The following is a 20340-nucleotide window of genomic DNA, read 5'->3' on the forward strand; positions in this document are numbered from 1 at the left end:
AGTGTTAATATAAGGGCGGGCGAGGACGCCTACCCCACAAGAGGAGATAATTTATTTTTTGGAAATTACCAACTAGTGATCGGTGACCAGTGACCAGTGACCAGTGACCAGTGACCACCAACCACTAACCACTAACAACTAACCACTAACAACTAACCACAAAATAAATTTTTTCTAACCCCTTTACAAAACTTCCGATTGTGCTATGATGGCATAGTCGAGAAGCGAAAGGGTCGCTAACTCAACGGTAGAGTACTCGGCTTTTAACCGATTAGTTCCGGGTTCGAATCCCGGGCGACCCATAAAAATGTAGAGACGCGCCATGGCGCGTCTTTGTGTAGGTACCAACCCTGGATGACCTTAACGATTCTTCACAGAAAGAAACGAAAAAGTTTACGATTAACGAAATATCTTAAAGTTTTTCAACATAAAGCTACAACACTAGTTATAATTTCCTATAAGCTTAAAATAATATTAAAAATAGCGTAATAATTTACGCTTGTCTTACCCATTAGCTGAACATCACATTTAGGAGGACTATCTATGGCGCTCGTACCCCTGCGACTGCTCTTAGACCACGCAGCAGAAAACGGTTACGGCATACCTGCTTACAACGTGAACAACATGGAGCAGATTCAAGCGATTATGCAAGCTGCTCAAGAGACAGATAGCCCTGTGATTTTGCAAGCCTCTAGAGGCGCTCGTAAGTATGCTGGTGAAAACTTCCTGCGTCACCTCATTTTGGCAGCAATAGAAACCTATCCTCACATTCCCATTACCATGCACCAGGATCACGGTAATGAACCTGCTACTTGCTACTCAGCTATTAAGAACGGCTTTACCAGCGTCATGATGGACGGTTCGCTGGAAGCCGATGCTAAGACCCCCGCTAGCTACGAGTACAACGTCAGCATTACCAGTGAAGTGGTCAAGGTAGCTCACTCGCTAGGTGTCAGCGTTGAAGGTGAACTTGGTTGCTTGGGTTCATTGGAAACTGGTATGGGTGAACAAGAAGATGGTCACGGTGCTGAGGGTAAGCTTTCCCACGACCAACTGCTGACTGACCCAGATCAAGCTGTTGACTTTGTGGAACAAACTCAAGTCGATGCTTTGGCGGTAGCTATTGGTACCAGCCACGGTGCTTATAAGTTCACCCGCAAGCCGACCGGGGAAATTCTAGCCATCAGCCGCATTGAAGAAATTCACCGCCGTTTGCCTAACACTCACTTGGTAATGCATGGTTCTTCCTCAGTACCTGAAGATTTGCTGGCTCTGATTAACCAGTATGGCGGTGCAATTCCTGAAACCTATGGTGTACCTGTGGAAGAAATCCAAAAAGGTATTAAGAGTGGTGTACGTAAGGTAAATATTGACACCGACAACCGTTTGGCTATCACTGCAGCAGTCCGTGAAGCTTTGGCAAAAGATCCCAAGGAATTTGACCCCCGTCACTTCCTGAAGCCCTCTATCAAATATATGCAGAAGGTTTGTGGCGATCGCTATCAGCAATTTGGTACTGCTGGTAACGCTAGCAAGATCAAGCAAATCTCCCTTGAGGAATTTGCTGCTAAATACGCTAAGGGTGAACTCAGCGCCATTACAAAAAAAGCTGCCGTTGTCTAATGCAAGACAGATAGGGAAATAGGGACACAGACTTTGCTTGTGTCCCCACATCACTGAGGATTCTAGTATTAATAAGACTCAACCGGGTGGTGCTTAAGTTCCCCGGTTTTTTGTTTTATTTTGTACGAGAACACAAGGTTTATGAGTTGCTGATGCGGGTGGTAAGAGTGCAACTGCATGAGGTACGGGGCGCGGTTCGTAACGCACTAAAGACTCCCCTTGGTAAACCAAAGCAGCACTTTGACCGGAATCTACCATGACAACATCTTGCAACCCTGCTTTAACAAGTGCAACTCCCAAAGATACAGAGTCCACAGACTCTAGAGAAACACCGATAGTGGGTTGTTTGTTTTGATTAATACCCCAAAAAGCCCGATGACGAGGTATATCAAAACCATACAGACCATTAAAAGTACTCGCTTCTTGAGGTTGACCGTCTCTAACCAACCATGCTGCTGCTACAAAAGCATCAGTCACATCTGGCATTTCAGCCTTTATCCCCTCTAAAGTATTGTGCTTTGTTGAATCAAAAGGAATATAACGTACTGAGTGAGGATTAATCAAGACTAAAGGGCGTCCGCCTATTTTTTGAATGTCCCACGCACTGCCAGGAACAAATTGTCTTGTACTCTGGCTGTAGACTGGTCCAATCATGACATTGGAGTTTAAGAATTTTAAAGAAAAGAAACCCCCATCTATAGCAGCAACAGCATTGGTTCCACTCTTATTTAAAATTTCTGCAACTTGATAGCGGCTATCCGCGTGAATGGTGATTGGTTTCCCACCAGAAACCAAGACTAAGGGAATTTTGTCAATATTTACGTCATTTTTTTGTATGGGGCTGGTAAAGTCAAAGCCGATTTTCCAGCTTGGTAATTTCGGACCACCCCATGCTTCAGTTATCACTTCTCTGATTCTAGATTGGCCAAAGCGGGAAACTGCTAGCAAACTTTCTGATGCACCGGCATATTTCTCGTCCGTATCACTCATTGTCAATGCTAGCTGATATCCTGCTTCATGCACGGCATTTGCAACTTGGGCATCATATTTTCCCACAGGATAAGTAAAGTAACGAATGGGGATACCTAAATTAGACTCAAGAATAGCTTTGGATTCTACGACTTCTTTTTTAATTTCTTCTGATGGTAGAACTGTTAAATCCGGCGGGTGGCTGACGCTATGGGAGGCAATTGTCACTAAAGGATCGGTTACCATCTCCTTAAGTTGTTCCCAACTTACGTGAGTTCGACCTACATTGTTGCCCACTCCTTTGGTGTAAATCGAAAAGACAGCTGGATAGCCATACTTTTTGAGTAAAGGATAAACGTATTCGTAATGTCCCCCGTAACCATCATCAAATGTTAAGAGAACAGGTTTTTCCGGGAGAGGCACTCCTGTTTGCAGGTGAGTTGTTAACTGGTCTAGAGTAATGGGAGTCATACCATTCTCTTTTAATAACTGGAAATGCGCTTCTAATTCTTCAGGCGTGACATCAAAAAAGACTTCTTTTTTTGGGAGTATATCGTGATACATTAGAATTGGGACTTTTGCTAGTTTTGCCCGCTCGTGAAGGTTAATGCCATTGCTGCGATTTAGGAAGGCAAAGACGTATGGACCCAAAGACTCAATGAGGGATGTCAGCCCTATTTTTGGTTGGCTGACTACAGTGGACATAAGAGCAAAATTACTAGCGACAAGGGAAAATTGATTGTTAATTCCCATATCAGTGTTACTGCAGCTTTCACTGACCTCAGTAGTATTTTGAGGTTCGATGACTCTTCTAACACGGCGGGCAACTGCTGGTTCTGGAAGAAAAGCGGAAACCGCAAACAGTCCACAGATCAAGGTATAAAATAAGCTCTGCGGGCGAAGATTAAGAAATAAGTGCTTCAAGATATAAGTATTTGTCTTTAGTTTCATAATTTTAACGAAAACAATTCTGCCTCCTAAGCGTAGTTTGACTGCGATCGCAGCAACGCCTACACATTATGGCTTTTTTTTCTCAAAATACAATGTAAAATCTTTAAAAAAGATTAAGTATAAAATAAGGCTTGCTTAAGTGTTACAAAAAAGGATGAAGTAGGTCGGATTATAGGGGTTTTTAAATTAAGGAACCGCAGCCTGTAGCAGACGCACGCGGATAAATATGTACTTCATTTGGATGAGAACAACGATGGTAGCTTAGGGACTTCCAATAAAAAACTGTCCCAAAATTTCTTGTGGTGCGGGCGTCCCCGCCCGCCACTCATGCAGGACGGAGACGCCCGCCACTCATGCAGGACGGAGACGACCGCCACTCATGCAGGACGGAGACGCCCGCCACTCATGCAGAACGGACCCCCCCGCCACTCCTGCAGGACAGGCGGGGACGCCCGTCCCACATTCCTGGGATAATTTATTTCTTGGATATCTCTTATCCTGAGATGACTGGATGGGATAGGAAAAATGTTCCTTTCGTTTTCGTTTTGTGTTCGTTAGAGAAATTGGAGCAACAGAATATGGTACATTTCGCAGAAATAATCGAGCCGCAAAATGTTAAGGAATTATACAATAAATTTGGGTTTAACGAAGATGGTGCAGATAGTGATATCGCTGCAGCTAGTTAGTGCCAATATCTAGTACAAAAATGCTTCTTTACATAAAAACAAGTCGAGGTAAGAGCGGATGACGACAACCACAACAACCGAAAAAATTTGGTGGACAACTGCCGATCTAGAGCTATTTCCAGATGACGGAAAACATTATGAAATCATTGACGGAGAATTATTTGTGACTAAAGCACCTCACTGGAAACATCAAGAAGTTTGTGTAAAAATAGGTACACAATTAGAAATCTGGTCAATTCAGACTGGATTGGGAAGAGTGGCCTTTGCACCAGGTATCATTTTTACTGATGCTGACAACGTAATTCCTGATGTGGTTTGGGCAAGTCATCAACGATTAACAGAATTATTGGATGAAGCAGGACATTTGACAGGTGCGCCAGAATTGGTAATAGAGGTATTGTCTCCTGGAGAAAAGCAGGAAAAGCGAGACCGTGAGTTAAAATTAAAACTTTATTCAATTCAAGGAGTAAATGAATATTGGATTTTTGACCGCGAAAGGCAAAAGGTGGAAATTTACCGTAGAGAAAATGCTATTTTGAAACTAGCTGCAACTTTGTATAAAGATGATAATTTAACCAGTCCTCTTTTGCCAGAATTTAGTTGTTCTGTTGAACGTTTGTTTGGATGATAAGTACAAACACTGGATAAATTGGGGATTTTTGCTAACATCAACTCGTAGGATAATTCAGATACCTAGTCTGTGCATTTAAGCTACTATGAACACACAACTGGTAGACTCTTTAGCGTAAATTATTCAGTTCCCAATTCTCAAAAGTAGGGGCGCGGCGACCTTGCACCCCTACAGATGGTGTGGTTCATTTATAGAAAAATTGTTGTGAAACTATCCTGAAAAAGAACAGTTTCCAGCCCTCAAAATCAAAGAAAGGTTAAACAAAAATGCGGTGTTGTAAGCTGGGCATTTGACGGCGCACTTGTTCAATTCGCGAAGGGTTAATTTCTGCGATCGCCACTCCTGGTTTTTCCCCGGCATCAGCTAAAATGACTCCCCAAGGATCGATAATCATAGCGTGTCCGTGGGTTTGACGGCGAGCATAGTTAAGTCCTGTTTGGGCTGGAGCAATGACATAGCAGGTGTTTTCGATAGCACGGGCTTGTAAAAGAACTTGCCAATGATCTTTGCCAGTAAAAGCTGTAAAGGCAGCAGGAACAAATAAAACATCCCCATTTTTATGGGCTATGTGTCGGTAAAGTTCGGGAAAGCGGACATCATAGCAGACGGAAAGCCCTATATTACCCAATTCTTCTGAAAAGTGGACGGGAGGAAGTTGTTCGCCTGCCATCACTGTACTGGATTCTCGATAGGTATTGCCGTCAGGAACGTTAACATCAAATAAATGGACTTTGTGGTAGCGGGCAAGTTCTTGACCGCTAGGATCGATGAGTAGGGCAGTATTGTAAACTTTCTTGCCATCATCTACTGGAACTGGAAAGCCGCCACCTAAGATAGTCACTTGATAGCGTTGCGCCATCGTTTTGAGAAATTTTTCCGAGTCGCGGGCGATCGCCAGAGCTTGAGCCATTTTTTCACTTTCCTCTCCCATAAAAGGAAAATTTTCTGGCAATCCAATTAATTCAGCACCCTGGCGCACGGCTAAATCGATGAATTCCTCAGCTTGTGCCAAGTTTTTTTCTAAATTAGGCACACTGGTCATTTGAATAGCGGCGGCTAAATAAGATTTCATAGATTTAAAACGAAATAGTAGATGTTTGTGAGAAGAGAAGGGAGTGAGAGAACAAATGATACTCAATGCCCCATGCTCACCTAAGGTTTACTACTGGGAGTTGGAGTTGGATTCATAAGTTGACTTGGTACAAGTTTACTTGGTGGAAGTTGTTCTGTGGTAATCAGGGCTTCCATCACTGTCTTCACAACTGGTGCAGCAACGGTACTACCAAAAGCGTACTGTCCTTTTGGCTCATCTACCAACGCCAACACTACATAACGGGGAGCTTCTACTGGCATAATACCCACAAAGCTAGTGATTTTAGCCCCAATGAGATATCCGCCTGAGGCACTGGCTTTTTGAGATGTACCTGTTTTACCAGCAATTCGGTATCCAGGAATTTGAGATGCTTTTCCTGTTCCATCATCAACTACAGTTTCCATCATTTCTATAACTTTGCGGGTGGTTGCATAGGAGAAGATTTGGCGAGGGGCTGGTCGTATGGGCGAATAGTGGACTTGTCCTTTACTATCGACAAGAGCTTTAACTACATGAGGCGAGACTAATTTACCACCATTGGCTAAAGCGCCATGCATTTGTACTAGCTGCAATGCTGTTAAAGAAAAGCCCTGACCAAAGGAAGTTGTTGCGGGTTCAACTGGCGTGGCAAGAAATTGTTCTTGACTTTTTAGCTGACTGTTTACCGCAAAAGGCAAATCTGTATCAACATTTTGCCCCAAGCCCAAACGTTCCAGCCAACCATAATAAACGGATGGTCGCAATTTTTGAATAATTTGCACCATGGCAATATTGCTAGAATTTTGCAAGACTTGAGCTATGTTCATCCGTCCAAAACGTTTGTTTTCGGCATTTCTAATTGTGCGATCGGTAACTTGAATTGACCCAGTATCGTTGAATGTGTCTTCAGGTTTGATAATTCCTTCTTCTAAGGCAATAGCTATATTTAACGGTTTAAAGGTTGAACCAGGTTCGTAAAGATCTGCTACCGTCCAGTTTTTAAACAGTGAAATATCTGCTTTGGAATACTCATTTGCATCATAAGTGGGTTGGCTCACTAGAGCAAGTATGGAACCATCCCAAGCATCCATAACAATAACTGCTCCCCGTTTTGCCTTATATTTTTTCATCTGCTCTTTCAGTGCAAAACGGGCAACTCTTTGCAAGCGGTTATCAAGAGTTAATTGCAATCGCAGGTCATCAAAATTGAGAAAGCCTTCTGGGGCATAATCTGGCATGATTGCTCCGTTCCCCGCTCTACTAAGGCGCATGGTTTGAACGGAACGCTCTAGTAATTTTTCTTGACTGTATTCCACACCTGCTTGACCCCGACGGTCAACATTGACATATCCTACCACTTCTGAAACTAAATCTTGCTGTGGGTAAAATCGAGAATATTTCTGAATTAACTCCAGCCCATTTAGGTGAAGTGCACTCAGGCGATCGGCAACTTCTTCTGGTAAAGCTAGGGCTAATGTAATGCCAGTTTTTTTGTTCTCAAATTTTTTTTCTAAGTCAGTTGCATCTCGATCCAATACAGCCGCAAGCTGTACAGCCATATCTTTGTTAGATTTTGAAAACAGCTTGGGATGGGCGTATAAAGTGTAAACAGGACGGTCAATTGCTAGCAAATCTCTGTTCCGCTCCACAACAGGACGACGAGGCATAAAAGGTCGTAAATTAACCATCTGTTGATTTCGTGCTCTTTCTGTTAGCTTTGACCCGCGCACGATTTGTAATTGATATAAATTAAAACCCAGCCCAAGCCCAGCAGTAAAAAGTAGCCCCCAAACTATCAACAATCGGGTTTTAGTTTTACTAACTCCATCGCGTAAGCGAGCTTCCAAACGTTCTGTTGGGGGGACTAACGGAACTTGTTCGTAGGTTTGTTCAATAAGTTTGTTGTGTGCAACTTGTTTTGAACCTCTTTGTCGTCGTTTGATAAACTCAGGTTTGGGAAAAGTTCCAAATCTTGTTCTGCTTGGTGGTGATTTTTGCATAAAATTTGTTAGTTGTTAGTTGTTAGTTGTTAGTTGTTAGTTGTTAGTGAGCAAATCACAAATAACAAATAACCACTAACCAATAATTAATATCCCGTTGGATTTAAAGTTTCCTGTTGGATTTCAGAAATTGGTGTTTTGGAATCTGTAGATGGGGGGGTTGAAGTCACAGGGGCAGGATTTACAAAAATCATGCGTTCGGGAGTGGGTGATAGTAGTTTTTCTGGTTGTTTCTGTGCTTGTTTTGCCATGTTGCTTTTTAGCACCCCGTTAGTTGTCATCAATTGTCGTTCTTGGCGGTTTAGGTTTTGCAGTTTGCGGTATGATTGGCTCCAAAGTTCCTGCGAATAAACAGTTAATCCATAAACTACAAGCGTTACAATGACTAACAAGAATGCTGCTATAGATGAATAACGATGTATCGCGTACAGGCGGAACAACCACAAAGGGAAAGCCTGAGCGGAAGGCATAACAGGAATATTTCTTACTTTTGGTTTGTTTACCTCTGTCCTAGGAAAGGAAGTTTTTTGGGGACTGAACGGGTTAATTGCAGCGCGCTGTAGTGGAGGCAGAGGATTTTGTGATGAGTGTCTTCGTTGTTTGGAAGACTCTGGAGTTGGGTTCGCTCTGAACTGCTTTGCGCGAAGGGCAACTTCTTGATGTGTGGAAAGTTTTTTTTGGTTGCCATTCGGGCGTTTTTTGGCACTTTTAACTGCTGATTGAGACAAGCTGCCCGTTGCAGAAACACCTGATTTGCGAGCAATAGACATAATTTGTTTGGATAAAAAATACTGTAATGCTATGTGGTTGACTGCTGACTATTAACTGTTAACCGTCAATTAATCAAATAACACCCTACACTGAATCAACGTATTCGGATAGGTAGCTGCACTAATCTTTGCATTCTCCCTGAAAACCAAGTCTCTCAAGGAAACGAGGTTTTTTGGCAATTTTTACTAAAAATTTGATACCCTAATCATTGAGGCATCGCATTGCCTTAGTATGACAACCCCTAGCCTCTACAGGCAAGAGTGTGCAAGAAATATATTTTTTGGTATCATTACTCGATTGGGAAGTTCATCCACCATGTTTTCTTGCCTTCTGCCTATATCCATAGGAAGAATCGAAACCTTTTCTTGCAATGTGTATTCCAAAGTCACTTAAAAAAAAGCAACAAATAGGGTATCGTATTCAACAGGCTAAATTCGTTCTTGCCGCAATTGGTGAAAGAGGAGTTATGAAAGTAAAAATCCTTGGCATTACCTTGATGTTAAGTCTCGCAGCAGCTCTTGGTGCATGCGAGAGCAGCACTACACCCACTGGTGGTGACACATCATCACCTGCTAGTACTTCTGCACCGGCTACTGAACCCACTGACACTGGCGCAGCGTCTCCTGCACCAACTGCTACGGGTAGCCCAACTGCAAGCCCCAGCCCCTAAGTTCTTATTTCAAAACAGCCTATCGATCAATTGACATTGTTGCAGAGCTTCTCACGAAAATTAAGTAAGTCAACATTTTCAAATACAAACTTAGGTGGATGGCTGTGTTTTGAGCAGGCATGAGACATTCGCTCTTGCTGTTGGCTAAATTTTCACAATCCCGTGTGGTGCTTGCCTTACCAGAGTAATCGATCTGGTAGTATTCTTTAACCTTACCAGGTTTATGAAGAAACCCGGTTTCTAAGTGAAGCCGGGTTTCTTAGTAGCATCCCACGGAGAAGTTCTCCCCACTCCCAACTCCCCACTCCCCACTCCCTCTTGTTCTTGATTGTGAAGCGAATTACACTTATCGTTTTAAGCGTTAGCACTACCATTATGGTAGGGTTAAATAACCGCTTGGCGTTGGTTATGGCATTACCACCATTACAAGACATACCGGAAGAAATTTTGCGGATGGAAATTGTTACGGCTGCGCGATCGCCTATTGATGGTAGTCTTGTTAGTGCTTCTGAGTATTCAAAGTTACAATTACAACTTTCAGTAAGTCCTCCTCCGAAACTCGATCCCAAGATAAGAGACCAAGTTTTTCTATTACGGATACGTAAACTTTTACTTCAGATTTTTCCTTTTTTAGACATATAGTGGATGGGCATTGGATTTTGGATTTTGGATTTTGGATTTTGGATTTTGGATTTTGGATTTTGGATTTTGGATTTTGGATTTTGGATTTTGGATTGGTGATTTAGGTATTGAGTATGAGTTATCACCTCTGCTCCCTGCTCCCTGCTCCCTGCTCCCTGCTCCCTGCTCCCTGCTCCCTGCTCCCTCACTTTCTTACCTAGGTACGATGATTACAATGACAAAATTTGCAAATAAATGTAAAGAATAGTAATAGAAGTTTTAAAAAGTCAGTTTACTTAGCCAATTTACTAAACCTAGCGTAGGTAGCTTCATGTCTATGACCACTATAGCCCCAGAACAAGTTAACCGTATAGTTTGGAATCAGCATCACGACCCCTTTGAAGTCTTAGGTGCTCATCTTGTTGAAGAGAATGGCAAAAGCAATCTTTGGGCTGTGCGAGCTTACCTACCAAATGCCAGTGCAGTGACAGTCATCCTTCCAGAAGAACGGAAGGAGTACCCGATGGAAACCGTTCACGATCCCCACTTTTTTGAATGCACCATAGAAACACAAGAGCTGATTAACTACCAGTTTCGCGTTAAAGAAGGAGAACACGAGCGAGTCATTTATGACCCTTACGCCTTCTATTCTCCAAAGTTAACAGAGTTTGATTTACACCTATTTGGGGAAGGTAACCATCACCGAATTTACGAAAAACTGGGAGCACACCTGACTGACGTCAACGGGATCGCAGGTGTTTACTTTGCTGTTTGGGCACCTAACGCCCGAAACGTCTCCATTATAGGAGATTTTAACAGTTGGGATGGGCGCAAACACCAAATGCGTAAAGGGCAAACCGGTATTTGGGAACTATTTGTTCCTGGATTAGGGGTAGGCGAACATTACAAATATGAAATTAAAAACATAGAAGGTCACATTTACGAAAAATCCGATCCCTATGGTTTTCAACAAGAACCACGACCCAAAACCGCGTCCATTGTCTCAGATTTAAAGTCCTACGCTTGGGGCGATGAAGACTGGCTGGAAAGCCGCCGTCATACCGATCCCCTGACCCAACCGATTTCTGTCTACGAAATGCATTTAGGGTCTTGGTTACACGCTTCTAGTGGAGAACCAGCCAAACTACCAAACGGCGAAACCGAACCCGTTGTTACTGTATCAGAACTCAATCCGGGCGCACGCTTTTTAACATACCGAGAACTAGCAGATCGGCTTATTCCCTATGTGAAAGACTTAGGATACACCCACATTGAAATACTACCCGTCGCCGAACACCCCTTTGATGGTTCTTGGGGCTATCAAGTCACCGGATACTACGCTCCCACCTCTCGTTACGGTAAACCAGAAGATTTTATGTATTTTGTTGACCAATGCCACAAAAATGGTATTGGGGTCATTGTCGATTGGGTTCCCGGTCATTTCCCTAAAGATGGTCATGGTTTGGCATTTTTTGATGGCACTCACCTTTACGAACACGCCGATCCCCGTAAAGGCGAACACAAAGAGTGGGGTACTTTGGTGTTCAACTACTCGCGCAACGAAGTCCGAAATTTCCTAGTAGCAAATGCCTTGTTTTGGTTTGATAAATACCACATTGATGGTATTCGCGTTGATGCTGTTGCTTCCATGCTTTACCTCGATTACTGCCGTAACGATGGAGAATGGGTTACCAACCAATATGGTGGTAGAGAAAATCTAGAAGCAGCCGACTTCTTGCGTCAAGTTAATCACATTATCTTTAGCTATTTTCCAGGCGTTGTCTCAATTGCTGAAGAATCTACCGCATGGCCTATGGTGTCTTGGCCAACATACACGGGAGGGTTGGGCTTTAACTTAAAGTGGAACATGGGTTGGATGCACGATATGCTGGACTACTTCAGCATGGACCCTTGGTTCCGCCAATTCCATCAAAACAATATCACCTTTAGTATGTGGTATCACCACAGTGAGAACTATATGCTGGCACTGTCTCACGATGAGGTGGTACATGGTAAGAGCAATATCATTGGTAAAGTGCCTGGGGATAGATGGCAAAAGTTTGCTAACGTGCGTTGTTTGTTTGCGTATATGTTTACTCACCCCGGTAAGAAAACCATGTTTATGAGCATGGAGTTTGGACAGTGGAGTGAGTGGAATGTTTGGAGTGACTTGGAATGGCAATTATTCCAACATGAGCCGCACCAACAGCTTAAAGAGTTTTTTAAAGGACTCAACCATCTCTACCGTTCTGAACCAGCTTTGTACACCCAAGATTTTGCAAGAGAAGGGTTTGAATGGATTGACTGTAGCGACAACCGCCACAGTGTAGTTTCCTTTATCCGTAGAGACAAAGACTCTGATAATTTCGTTGTCACAGTTTGTAACTTTACACCCCAACCCCACTCCCATTACCGTATTGGTGTTCCAGAGCCAGGGTTCTACACGGAGTTGTTCAATAGCGATGCCCGTCAGTACGGTGGTAGCAATATGGGTAATCTAGGTGGTAAGTGGACGGATAATTGGTCATTTCACAGCCGCCCGTATTCCTTAGATTTGTGTTTGCCACCTCTGGGAGTATTGGTTCTGAAGTTGGATAAGGAGAAGACAGCAGAAGCGTTGGCTAATTCGTAAAATTTCTTGTGGTGCGGGCCGAAAAGCCCGCTATTAAGGGACTTCCAAATACAAAAATGTCCCAAAATTTCATCTTGTGGTGCGGGCCGAAAAGCCTGCTCTTAGTAAGGGACGGGCGAGGACGCCCATCCCACAACATGAATGATTTATTTCTTGGAAACAAACTCACAACAAAAATGCTGGACGCAAAAAAATTTGGTTTTCTTGCATCCAGCATTCCTTTATCAGGAAATGCTTGTTTCTCCCAAACCTATAGCTATAGATAAATTCAGTTGCTATTGAAAGAGCAGATAACAAATCCTTTTTTTGTTATGTACTCTTTAAATAGGAGCAGATAGATGTCAGGTAGGAAAGTAACAAGTGCATTCCCTAATAGCAGTGAAAGTGTTTAACTTTTCATTATTGAGTTTGACAGACCTCAAAACTTCTTCACTTCTTTCTTTAGATAGATAAGCAAATATACTTAATTTTATCTTTATATTCAATCGTATTGTAGGGATGCAATGCCTTGCGCCCCTACTTGCTGTACTGGATTTGCAGTTTTTCAAGGACTTGTTGAGCGACTTGGGCGAGTTCAGGGTAAAGGAAGGACACGAAATCAAGAGGACAGAGGAACGTATCGTTACTGATAAAATCAGAACCTTCTTCAGCAAGAGACTTTGTTTGGATGATTGCTTCAAGAAAGATTGCCTCTCGGTCAAGGGTTGGAGTCATTTCAATCACACGGGTAGGAGTCATGTCTTCAAACTAATAGATGTATTTCTGGTAGCTAGACCCTGTGTTTACTCACTTTCCCCTCTTTCAGCGAGAAATAGTAAATTGAAAAAAAATAATTTGTTGTATTAATTATTACAAAAACCGCAACTCTTACCTTCTTTCTAGTGATAGATAAATGCATTTGTCTTCATGAATAATCTCTAGTACTTTGGCAAGAGGAAGTAAAAATCTACTGGCTGTAATGAATACAGCAGATCTCATGACCAATTGCTTGCTGCCTTTGGAGAATTAGCGATCGCTTCGGGGCTTTAGCCCTACCTACTGTGTCAAATTTTTGACTCTTAAAATTTTTTATTCATAAACATCTGTTTATCGATAAAACTACTGTATTTTTTAGTTCCGCTTACTACGCTTGTTCCGAATTCGCTTTCCCAAATTGCGATCGCAAAACCTGCTAAAGAATTTGGGATAAAAACTTGCGAGTGCGATCGTGCTTGGGGTTTTTAAAGAATGCATCCGGAGTTGCTTCCTCAACAACTAAACCACCATCCATTAAAACGACTCGGTCAGCAACTTCACGAGCAAAACCCACCTCATGAGTAACAACAACCATAGTCATACCATCAGCAGCAAGAGTTTTGATCGCATCCAAAACTTCGCGCACCATCTCTGGATCTAAAGCTGAAGTCGGTTCATCAAAAAGCATAATCTTGGGTTGCATAGCCAGAGATCTGGCAATTGCAACCCTTTGTTGCTGTCCTCCAGATAATTGTCCTGGATACTTTTGTGCTTGTTCCAAAATCCCCACTCTTTCCAGTAACTGCATAGCCACTTCTTCTGCTTTAATCTTTGACCATTTCCGCACCCAAATTGGTGCCAAAGTAATATTTTGCAATACTGTTAGGTGAGGAAACAAATTGAATTGTTGAAACACCATTCCTACTTCTTGACGAATTTTCTCAATGTTTCGCAAGTCATTTGTGAGAGCAATACCATCAATTTCAATTCGTCCCTGTTGGTATTCTTCTAAAGCATTAAAGGTACGAATAAAAGTTGACTTACCCGACCCTGAAGGTCCCATAAGTACGACAACTTCTCCTCGATTTACTGTTAGGCTTACACCCCGTAAAACGTGGAATTTTCCATACCACTTTTGAACATCTTCGGCAAGAATAATTTGTTGGTTTGTCATTGGTCACTGGTCACTGGTCACTGGTCACTGGTCACTGGTCACTGGTCACTGATTACTGATTTTCCAAGCGTCGAGAAGCTAGGGACATGGAGTAACAAAAAATCCAGTAGATGAACCCAATAAATAAATAGACTTCTGCATAGCGGTCGAGGAACTGGGGTTGAGCAAGAATAGAACGGGCAATTCCTGTTAATTCTAATAATCCAACAATTGCTAACAGGGAAGTATCTTTGAATAACCCAATGAATTGCCCAACAAGGGCTGGAATAACAGCACGCAGTGCTTGAGGGAGAACTATAAGTAGCATAGTTAAGGGGGTGTTAAACCCTAACGATCTGGCTGCTTCAAATTGTCCGCGTGGAATTGATTGAAGCCCACCACGCACATTTTCTGCTAGATAAGCAGCACTAAACAAGGTTAAGCCAGCCATTCCTCGCAGTACTCTATCTAAGCGAATTTCTGGAGGTAGAAATAAGGGTATCATCACTTGGGCTAAGAATAAAATTCCAATCAGTGGCAGTCCTCTAATAAGTTCAATGTATAAAATACTAAACCAACGCACGAAAAATAGCTGACTTTGACGCCCTAACGCTAATAATATCCCTAGGGGAAAAGATATAAATATGCTGACTGCTGCTGTAAGTATAGTCAGCAGCAAACCATTCCACAAACCGCTTTCTACAGGTTGCAGTCCCAAACCTCCCCCAATTAACCACAGAATAATTGGGAAAGATAGCGCCCACCCAAGGGGTAACCAAGTGTTGAACCTGCTAGGAAACCGTTTTGCGATCGCTCCCCATGATAAACCGGTTAGACCAAGAATAATGACCAATGCTAGCCAAAGTCGCCAATAGAGTTCTTGAGGAAAACGACCAACAAAAAATAAGGAGAAATTAGCTTGTATAACTGCCCATTTTGCTTGAGTCAATACCCACGTTAAGATGCTTTTGATTGCCCAGACAAGCACCCACAGGCAAACAACAGTGAGGATACTGTTGTACCAGTTGTTAAACAAATTCTTTCGCAGCCATTGCCAGATTGTTGGACTTTTGTTTTTTAAAAGGCTCATCGCTCCTTCAATTGCACCTTAAGGTTAAAGAAATTCATTGTCAGAGAAATAATGAGGCTCATTGTGAGATAAGTCATCATGATTAAAAGCATAACTTCTACCGCTCTACCTGTTTGGTTAAAAGTTGTAGATGCAACAAAGTAAATATCAGCGTAGCCAATTGCGATCGCTAAACTGGAGTTTTTGGCTATATTTAAGTACTGGCTCGTAAGTGGTGGTATAATTAACCGCAAAGCTTGAGGAAAAATCACCAGTCGCATAACTAGGTTGGGTTTTAAACCCAATGCTCTTGCTGCTTCCCATTGTCCCTTTGATACTGAGAGAATCCCGGCTCTCACAATTTCTGCTATGAAAGCAGCAGAGTAAAGAGTTAATCCCAAAATCAATGCGGATAATTCTGGGGAAAAGTGTATTCCAAAAGGCAGTGTAAGTCCCTGGTTGCTAATATCGATCGAACCAAAAAGGGAAATTTGAGTTTCAGTTTTTGGCAAACTGAGAAAAACAGCAAAGTACCAGAAGAACAATTGTAGAAGTAGGGGAGTGTTGCGTAAAATTTCTACGTAAACTAGAGCCAGCTTTCGTACCAACCAATTATCTGATAGCTGTGCTACCCCTACAGTTATACCTATAATTGTTGCTGCAATGATACAAATAATCACAACTCTTAAAGAATTCAGCAGTCCAACCAGTAAAGCCCGACTGTAGGAGTCAGACGGCTGGAAAGAAATCGGGGTTTCGCCAATATCAAAGGATGCTTGGGACTGTAAAAAATCAAACCCTAGTTGGATACCCAGTCGTTGTAAATTGTATGTTACATTGTGCCAAAGTATCGCAACTACAATGACCACTGCAAGCACAACTATTAGCTGACTGATAACAGGCCAAAATCGTTTATCGCGCCAAAAAGGAGTCATAAGAATTTTGGATTTTGGATTTTGGATTTTGGATTTTTAAGGATTGTGGATTTTGGATTGTGGATTTTGGATTGTGGATTTTGGATTGTGGATTTTGGATTGTGGACTTGGGATTTTGGACTTGGGATTTTGGATTTTGGATTTTGGATTTTGGATTTTGGACTTGGGATTTTGGACTTGGGATTTTGGATTAACTCATGTATAAATTGACGATATAAATCTTTATCGTTGGCAAACATTCCTTAATCTAAAATCTAAAATCTAAAATCCAAAATTCTCACCGAAATGGAGGTGCATAGAGAATACCGCCTTGGTTCCAAAGTTTGTTTGGACCTCTATCTAATTTCAATTCAGAGTTCTTGCCTAAATTACGCTCGTAAACTTCTCCATAGTTGCCTACATGCTTAATAATACGTATAACAAAATCATTTGTTAAACCAGTGCCTTTACCAAGATCGCCTTCTGCACCTAGCAAGCGCTTCACTTCTGGATTGGGGCTGTTGGCTAGTTGACTGAAATTTTGGGAATTGACTCCTAACTCCTCAGCATTAATTAAAGCAAATACAGTCCATTTCACAACATCAAACCATTTAGAATCTCCATTAACAACAGCTGGTGCTAAGGGTTCTTTAGACAAAACGGCATCTAAAACAATATGGTCATTTGGGTTCTTCATAATAGCTCGGCGAGAAACCAACTGAGAACGATCTGAGGTTACAGCTTCGCAACGACCTTGTTCGTAAGTAGCAAAAGCTGTGTTAACATCTTCAAAAACCAGAGGCTTGTAATTAACGTCTATTTGACGCATTCGATCGGATAAGTTCTGTTCGTTGGTAGTTCCTGTTTGAGTACAGATAGATTTCCCTTTGAGTTCTTCTAGCTTTTTAATGTTGCTACTTTTTTTCACCATTATTCCTTGACCGTCGTAAAATACAACAGGAGCAAATTCCAACCCAACAGAAGTATCTCGGCTAATTGTCCATGTTGTATTGCGGCTGAGGATGTCTACTTCACCTGTTTGTAAAGCCGTAAAGCGTTCTTTGGAGTTTAAGTTGCGGAACTCTACTTTTTTGGGATCGTCAAAAAGTGCGGATGCGATCGCACGGCAAACATCTACATCGATTCCAGCATATTCGCCATCACGTTTGACATAACTAAAACCCGGTAACCCTCCACTGACACCACATATCAGCTTTCCACGATTTTTAATCGTATCCAACCGACTTACACTATTTCCTCCTGATGCTCCAGCACAGGCATTAAGTGATAGAACTAGTGGTAAGGTAGCTAATAGTAATAACCGCCATTTACGCATTATCATTTTCCTCTTCTTTACAAATGCAGTACTCTAAAATCTATGTTTTTTAATCGTTCAACTGCTACCTGATTTAGTATTAAAAGACTGATTAGTTGGACGAGCAATTTCGTATAAATCGCGAGTGCGAGTATACCAGTTTCCTGACAAACGTCCAATTGCGTGTAGTTTAGACACGTCTATTGTGTTTTGCGGAGTGAGCAGATCGTCACGTATGTGCCACAGGAGTGCTTCAGCAATAATTAACCCAGATTGACTGCCTTCGTTTCCTACGTATACCACTTGCTTAACCTGACACTCTATATTAATTGGTGACTCAGCGACTCGCGGCGCACGTACCTTAACTGAGGGAATCGGTGTTAGTCCCGCCTCTTTGAACTCGTCCACTTCGGGTGGAAATTCGGCGCTGGAAATGTTCATTTGTTGCTCTATTTCTTCAACAACTACATTAACCACCAATTCTCCGGATGATTCTGCATTTACCAAGGTATCCTTTTTACCAGCACCGCGTCGCAGCCCGGAGGAAATAGCCAGAGTTGGTGGATTGGCTGTCACGCCCATGAAGAAACTGAAAGGCGCAAGATTGTGTGTCCCATCTGTCGCAATAGTAGAAACCCATGCGATCGGTCGGGGAACAATTGAGCCAATCAGTAATTGATAACCTGTTCTTGGGTCGATTTGATTGGGGTCGATAATCATTTACGTTTTCCTTTAAAAAGCTATAAATTCAGAAGAGATAAGGCATTGGCCAAAAAAATTATCAGCTTTTCCACTCAAAATAAGGAAGAAGAAAGAAACAATAATATTAAGTTAATATATAGCGATTTTTAACTAAGTGCAGTATATTTACGAGCTATCTGTGTCAACTTAAGCAAAAGTCATGTCTTGCCAAGCGTGAAAACGCCCTCACCCCCAACCCCCTCTCCCAATGGGAGAGGTGGCTTTTTAAGCCCATAATCGCTTGTACTTAACAACGGGGTGGAGTTCTTTTTCAAGCTAGAGCCTCGAAATACGGTTAAGGTTAAATCGCTGTAAGTCCCCCACTCAAAGAGTACTCAAACCGCATAACATAAAACAGTCCTACTTGCTTCGTGCTGTGTTTTTGAAAACCAAAGTTTTCATAAATAGTGCAGAGTTGTGGGCGAGAAGCATCACAATCCAACCTAAGATATTTCAATCCTTGAGATTTTGACTTTTCAACTGCCCATTCCAAAAGGCGATAGGAAACAACACCACCAGAATAGCCACGTCTAACAGCAAGTTTGTGAATAAAAGCTGACTCGCCTCTCGGCACATCAGACCAAAACAATTCATCTTCAAGTTGGTATTTGAGAGTTCCAACAGCCTGACTTGCATCCCAAGCAAGATAAAAAAGCCCTGCATCTACATCTGACTGAATTGTGTCTGGCATAACTTCATCATGACGCCAAAGACTCATACCTTGTGCATCAAGCCAAGATATTGCCTCTAAAAGGATCTCAGAAACAAGATAAGTTTCTTCCGACCGAGCTTGCGTTACGAAGAAATTCATTTTGCATTAAAGACTAACATAACTATTTGTTTACCATATTTCTACTGACTGCTGTAGGTAGGGCTAAAGCCCACCATTCTAAGCTTTTGTACGGCAGAACTACTACCTACGTAGATTTTAAGAATTCAATAAAATTCTATATAAGTTTAGCATATTCCAACTAATTAGATTAAATCCTATTTTTCGATAGATATACAGGAGTTAACATAAATAACCATTTATGAGACAATTCATAATAAGTAGGTAAACGGAAATAAACAAAACTATGTTACAAAATGTAAAGAACTCTAAAACCTTTACCAATGACAAATGATAAATGACAGTTTTTAGTACCCTCAACCCACAACAAAGTAACAACCTTTTATTACTCTTTATGTGTTCTTCCATCGGCTCGCGATATTAAAATATCTTTAGATGTAGTACATATTTTCTATTTGCTGTCTAGTTGCTTGTCGATCGCAAAGTTCTTGCAGAGTGTACTTTTGCAAGACTTGGTGTGCTGCTTGATTTGCTTCGAGCCAAACTTCTTGAATGGTTTCTGCTTCTACTGTGTCGCAAGCAGAATCGACTGTAGGCAAAGCAGCATCTACCCCTTCAATGCACTTCAAAATATCTAAAACTGTAATTTTTTTTGGATCTCGTGCCAAAATATAACCACCTTTCGACCCTCGTATGCTTTTAATCAAACCTCCAGATCTCAAGGTTGCTAGCAGTTGTTCTAAATAACGATTTGGTATCTTTTGTAACGCTGCTATTTCTCGAATATGTAACGATTCGTTATTGTGGTATTTCTTAGCCAATGCTACCATAGCTAGAATTGCGTATTCAGATTTGTTGGAGAGTTTCATTGTAAATAGCCTAAGACTGGCTGGTCAATTTTACTTTAATCAACTCTATTGATAAGAGCAAATATTTATTTCTATTAATTTTATAAACAGAATTTATTGAATTTTTTCAGCCCCATTAAAAAGTGATT

General features: G+C 41.8%; 18 protein-coding genes and 1 tRNA gene. 7 read left to right on the plus strand and 12 right to left on the minus strand.

From position 1 onward, the window contains the following. Window positions 1–230: 230 nt before the first annotated feature. Window positions 231–302, plus strand: a tRNA-Lys gene (locus WA1_RS44455). A 241-nt stretch (window positions 303–543) separates the two neighbouring features. Then, window positions 544–1623: a class II fructose-bisphosphate aldolase gene (gene fba, locus WA1_RS44460; RefSeq protein ID WP_017744792.1), complete on the plus strand. Its 1080-nt coding sequence runs from the start codon at window positions 544–546 to the stop codon at window positions 1621–1623. 93 nt (window positions 1624–1716) lie between these two features. On the opposite strand, the gene WA1_RS44465 is transcribed toward fba, so the two are convergent. Then, window positions 1717–3543 carry a polysaccharide deacetylase family protein gene (locus WA1_RS44465; RefSeq protein WP_017744793.1) on the minus strand — a complete coding sequence of 609 codons (1827 nt, stop codon included), beginning with the start codon at window positions 3541–3543 and terminating at the stop codon, window positions 1717–1719. A 744-nt stretch (window positions 3544–4287) separates the two neighbouring features. Between WA1_RS44465 and WA1_RS44475 the strand changes: the two genes are divergently transcribed. After that, window positions 4288–4857 (plus strand): Uma2 family endonuclease, encoded by a 570-nt coding sequence (locus WA1_RS44475; protein ID WP_017744795.1) that lies wholly within the window; start codon window positions 4288–4290, stop codon window positions 4855–4857. 259 nt (window positions 4858–5116) lie between these two features. On the opposite strand, the gene WA1_RS44480 is transcribed toward WA1_RS44475, so the two are convergent. The 3 genes from WA1_RS44480 to WA1_RS44490 form a co-directional block, all read right to left on the minus strand. Further along, window positions 5117–5932, minus strand: a complete 816-nt coding sequence (locus tag WA1_RS44480; protein ID WP_017744796.1) for a carbon-nitrogen hydrolase family protein — start codon at window positions 5930–5932, stop codon at window positions 5117–5119. Window positions 5933–6012: 80 nt separating this feature from the next. Then, entirely contained in the window at window positions 6013–7932 is a 1920-nt protein-coding gene (locus WA1_RS44485) for a peptidoglycan D,D-transpeptidase FtsI family protein (protein WP_017744797.1), read from the minus strand. A gap of 86 nt (window positions 7933–8018) precedes the next feature. Further along, on the minus strand, window positions 8019–8702 hold the full coding sequence (locus WA1_RS44490) for a hypothetical protein (RefSeq protein ID WP_017744798.1): 684 nt from the start codon (window positions 8700–8702) through the stop codon (window positions 8019–8021). A gap of 467 nt (window positions 8703–9169) precedes the next feature. On the opposite strand from WA1_RS44490, the gene WA1_RS44495 reads away from it, so the two are divergent. The 4 genes from WA1_RS44495 (at window position 9170) to glgB (ending at window position 12626) form a co-directional block, all read left to right on the plus strand. Further along, entirely contained in the window at window positions 9170–9373 is a 204-nt protein-coding gene (locus WA1_RS44495; RefSeq protein WP_026134811.1) for a hypothetical protein, read from the plus strand. Window positions 9374–9748: 375 nt separating this feature from the next. Further along, window positions 9749–10015: a hypothetical protein gene (locus tag WA1_RS44500; protein WP_017744800.1), complete on the plus strand. Its 267-nt coding sequence runs from the start codon at window positions 9749–9751 to the stop codon at window positions 10013–10015. A 10-nt stretch (window positions 10016–10025) separates the two neighbouring features. After that, a complete protein-coding gene (locus tag WA1_RS54145; RefSeq protein ID WP_081403064.1) occupies window positions 10026–10262 on the plus strand; it encodes a hypothetical protein in 237 nt (78 codons plus the stop codon). Window positions 10263–10331: 69 nt separating this feature from the next. Then, entirely contained in the window at window positions 10332–12626 is a 2295-nt protein-coding gene (glgB, locus tag WA1_RS44510) for a 1,4-alpha-glucan branching enzyme (RefSeq protein WP_017744802.1), read from the plus strand. 516 nt (window positions 12627–13142) lie between these two features. Here glgB and WA1_RS44515 read toward each other — a convergent pair. From WA1_RS44515 to WA1_RS44555, 8 genes are all read right to left on the minus strand, one after another. Then, entirely contained in the window at window positions 13143–13364 is a 222-nt protein-coding gene (locus WA1_RS44515; RefSeq protein ID WP_017744803.1) for a hypothetical protein, read from the minus strand. A gap of 433 nt (window positions 13365–13797) precedes the next feature. Beyond that, window positions 13798–14535, minus strand: a complete 738-nt coding sequence (locus WA1_RS44520) for an amino acid ABC transporter ATP-binding protein (protein WP_017744804.1) — start codon at window positions 14533–14535, stop codon at window positions 13798–13800. 52 nt (window positions 14536–14587) lie between these two features. Beyond that, on the minus strand, window positions 14588–15604 hold the full coding sequence (locus WA1_RS44525; protein WP_017744805.1) for an amino acid ABC transporter permease: 1017 nt from the start codon (window positions 15602–15604) through the stop codon (window positions 14588–14590). Next, a complete protein-coding gene (locus WA1_RS44530; protein ID WP_017744806.1) occupies window positions 15601–16518 on the minus strand; it encodes an amino acid ABC transporter permease in 918 nt (305 codons plus the stop codon). Before WA1_RS44530 ends, WA1_RS44525 begins: the two co-directional genes overlap by 4 nt. 277 nt (window positions 16519–16795) lie before the next feature. Then, a complete protein-coding gene (locus WA1_RS44540; RefSeq protein ID WP_026134814.1) occupies window positions 16796–17839 on the minus strand; it encodes an amino acid ABC transporter substrate-binding protein in 1044 nt (347 codons plus the stop codon). Window positions 17840–17890: 51 nt separating this feature from the next. Beyond that, window positions 17891–18532 (minus strand): flavin reductase family protein, encoded by a 642-nt coding sequence (locus WA1_RS44545; RefSeq protein WP_017744809.1) that lies wholly within the window; start codon window positions 18530–18532, stop codon window positions 17891–17893. Between the two features lie 322 nt (window positions 18533–18854). Next, the gene (locus tag WA1_RS44550; protein ID WP_017744810.1) at window positions 18855–19364 is read right to left on the minus strand and encodes a GNAT family N-acetyltransferase; all 510 of its coding nucleotides are present in this window, start codon (window positions 19362–19364) and stop codon (window positions 18855–18857) included. 410 nt (window positions 19365–19774) lie between these two features. After that, on the minus strand, window positions 19775–20212 hold the full coding sequence (locus tag WA1_RS44555; RefSeq protein ID WP_017744811.1) for an RrF2 family transcriptional regulator: 438 nt from the start codon (window positions 20210–20212) through the stop codon (window positions 19775–19777). Between the last annotated feature and the right edge of the window lie 128 nt (window positions 20213–20340).

Origin of the sequence: Scytonema hofmannii PCC 7110, assembly GCF_000346485.2 — a bacterium.
Taxonomy (GTDB): domain Bacteria; phylum Cyanobacteriota; class Cyanobacteriia; order Cyanobacteriales; family Nostocaceae; genus Scytonema; species Scytonema hofmannii.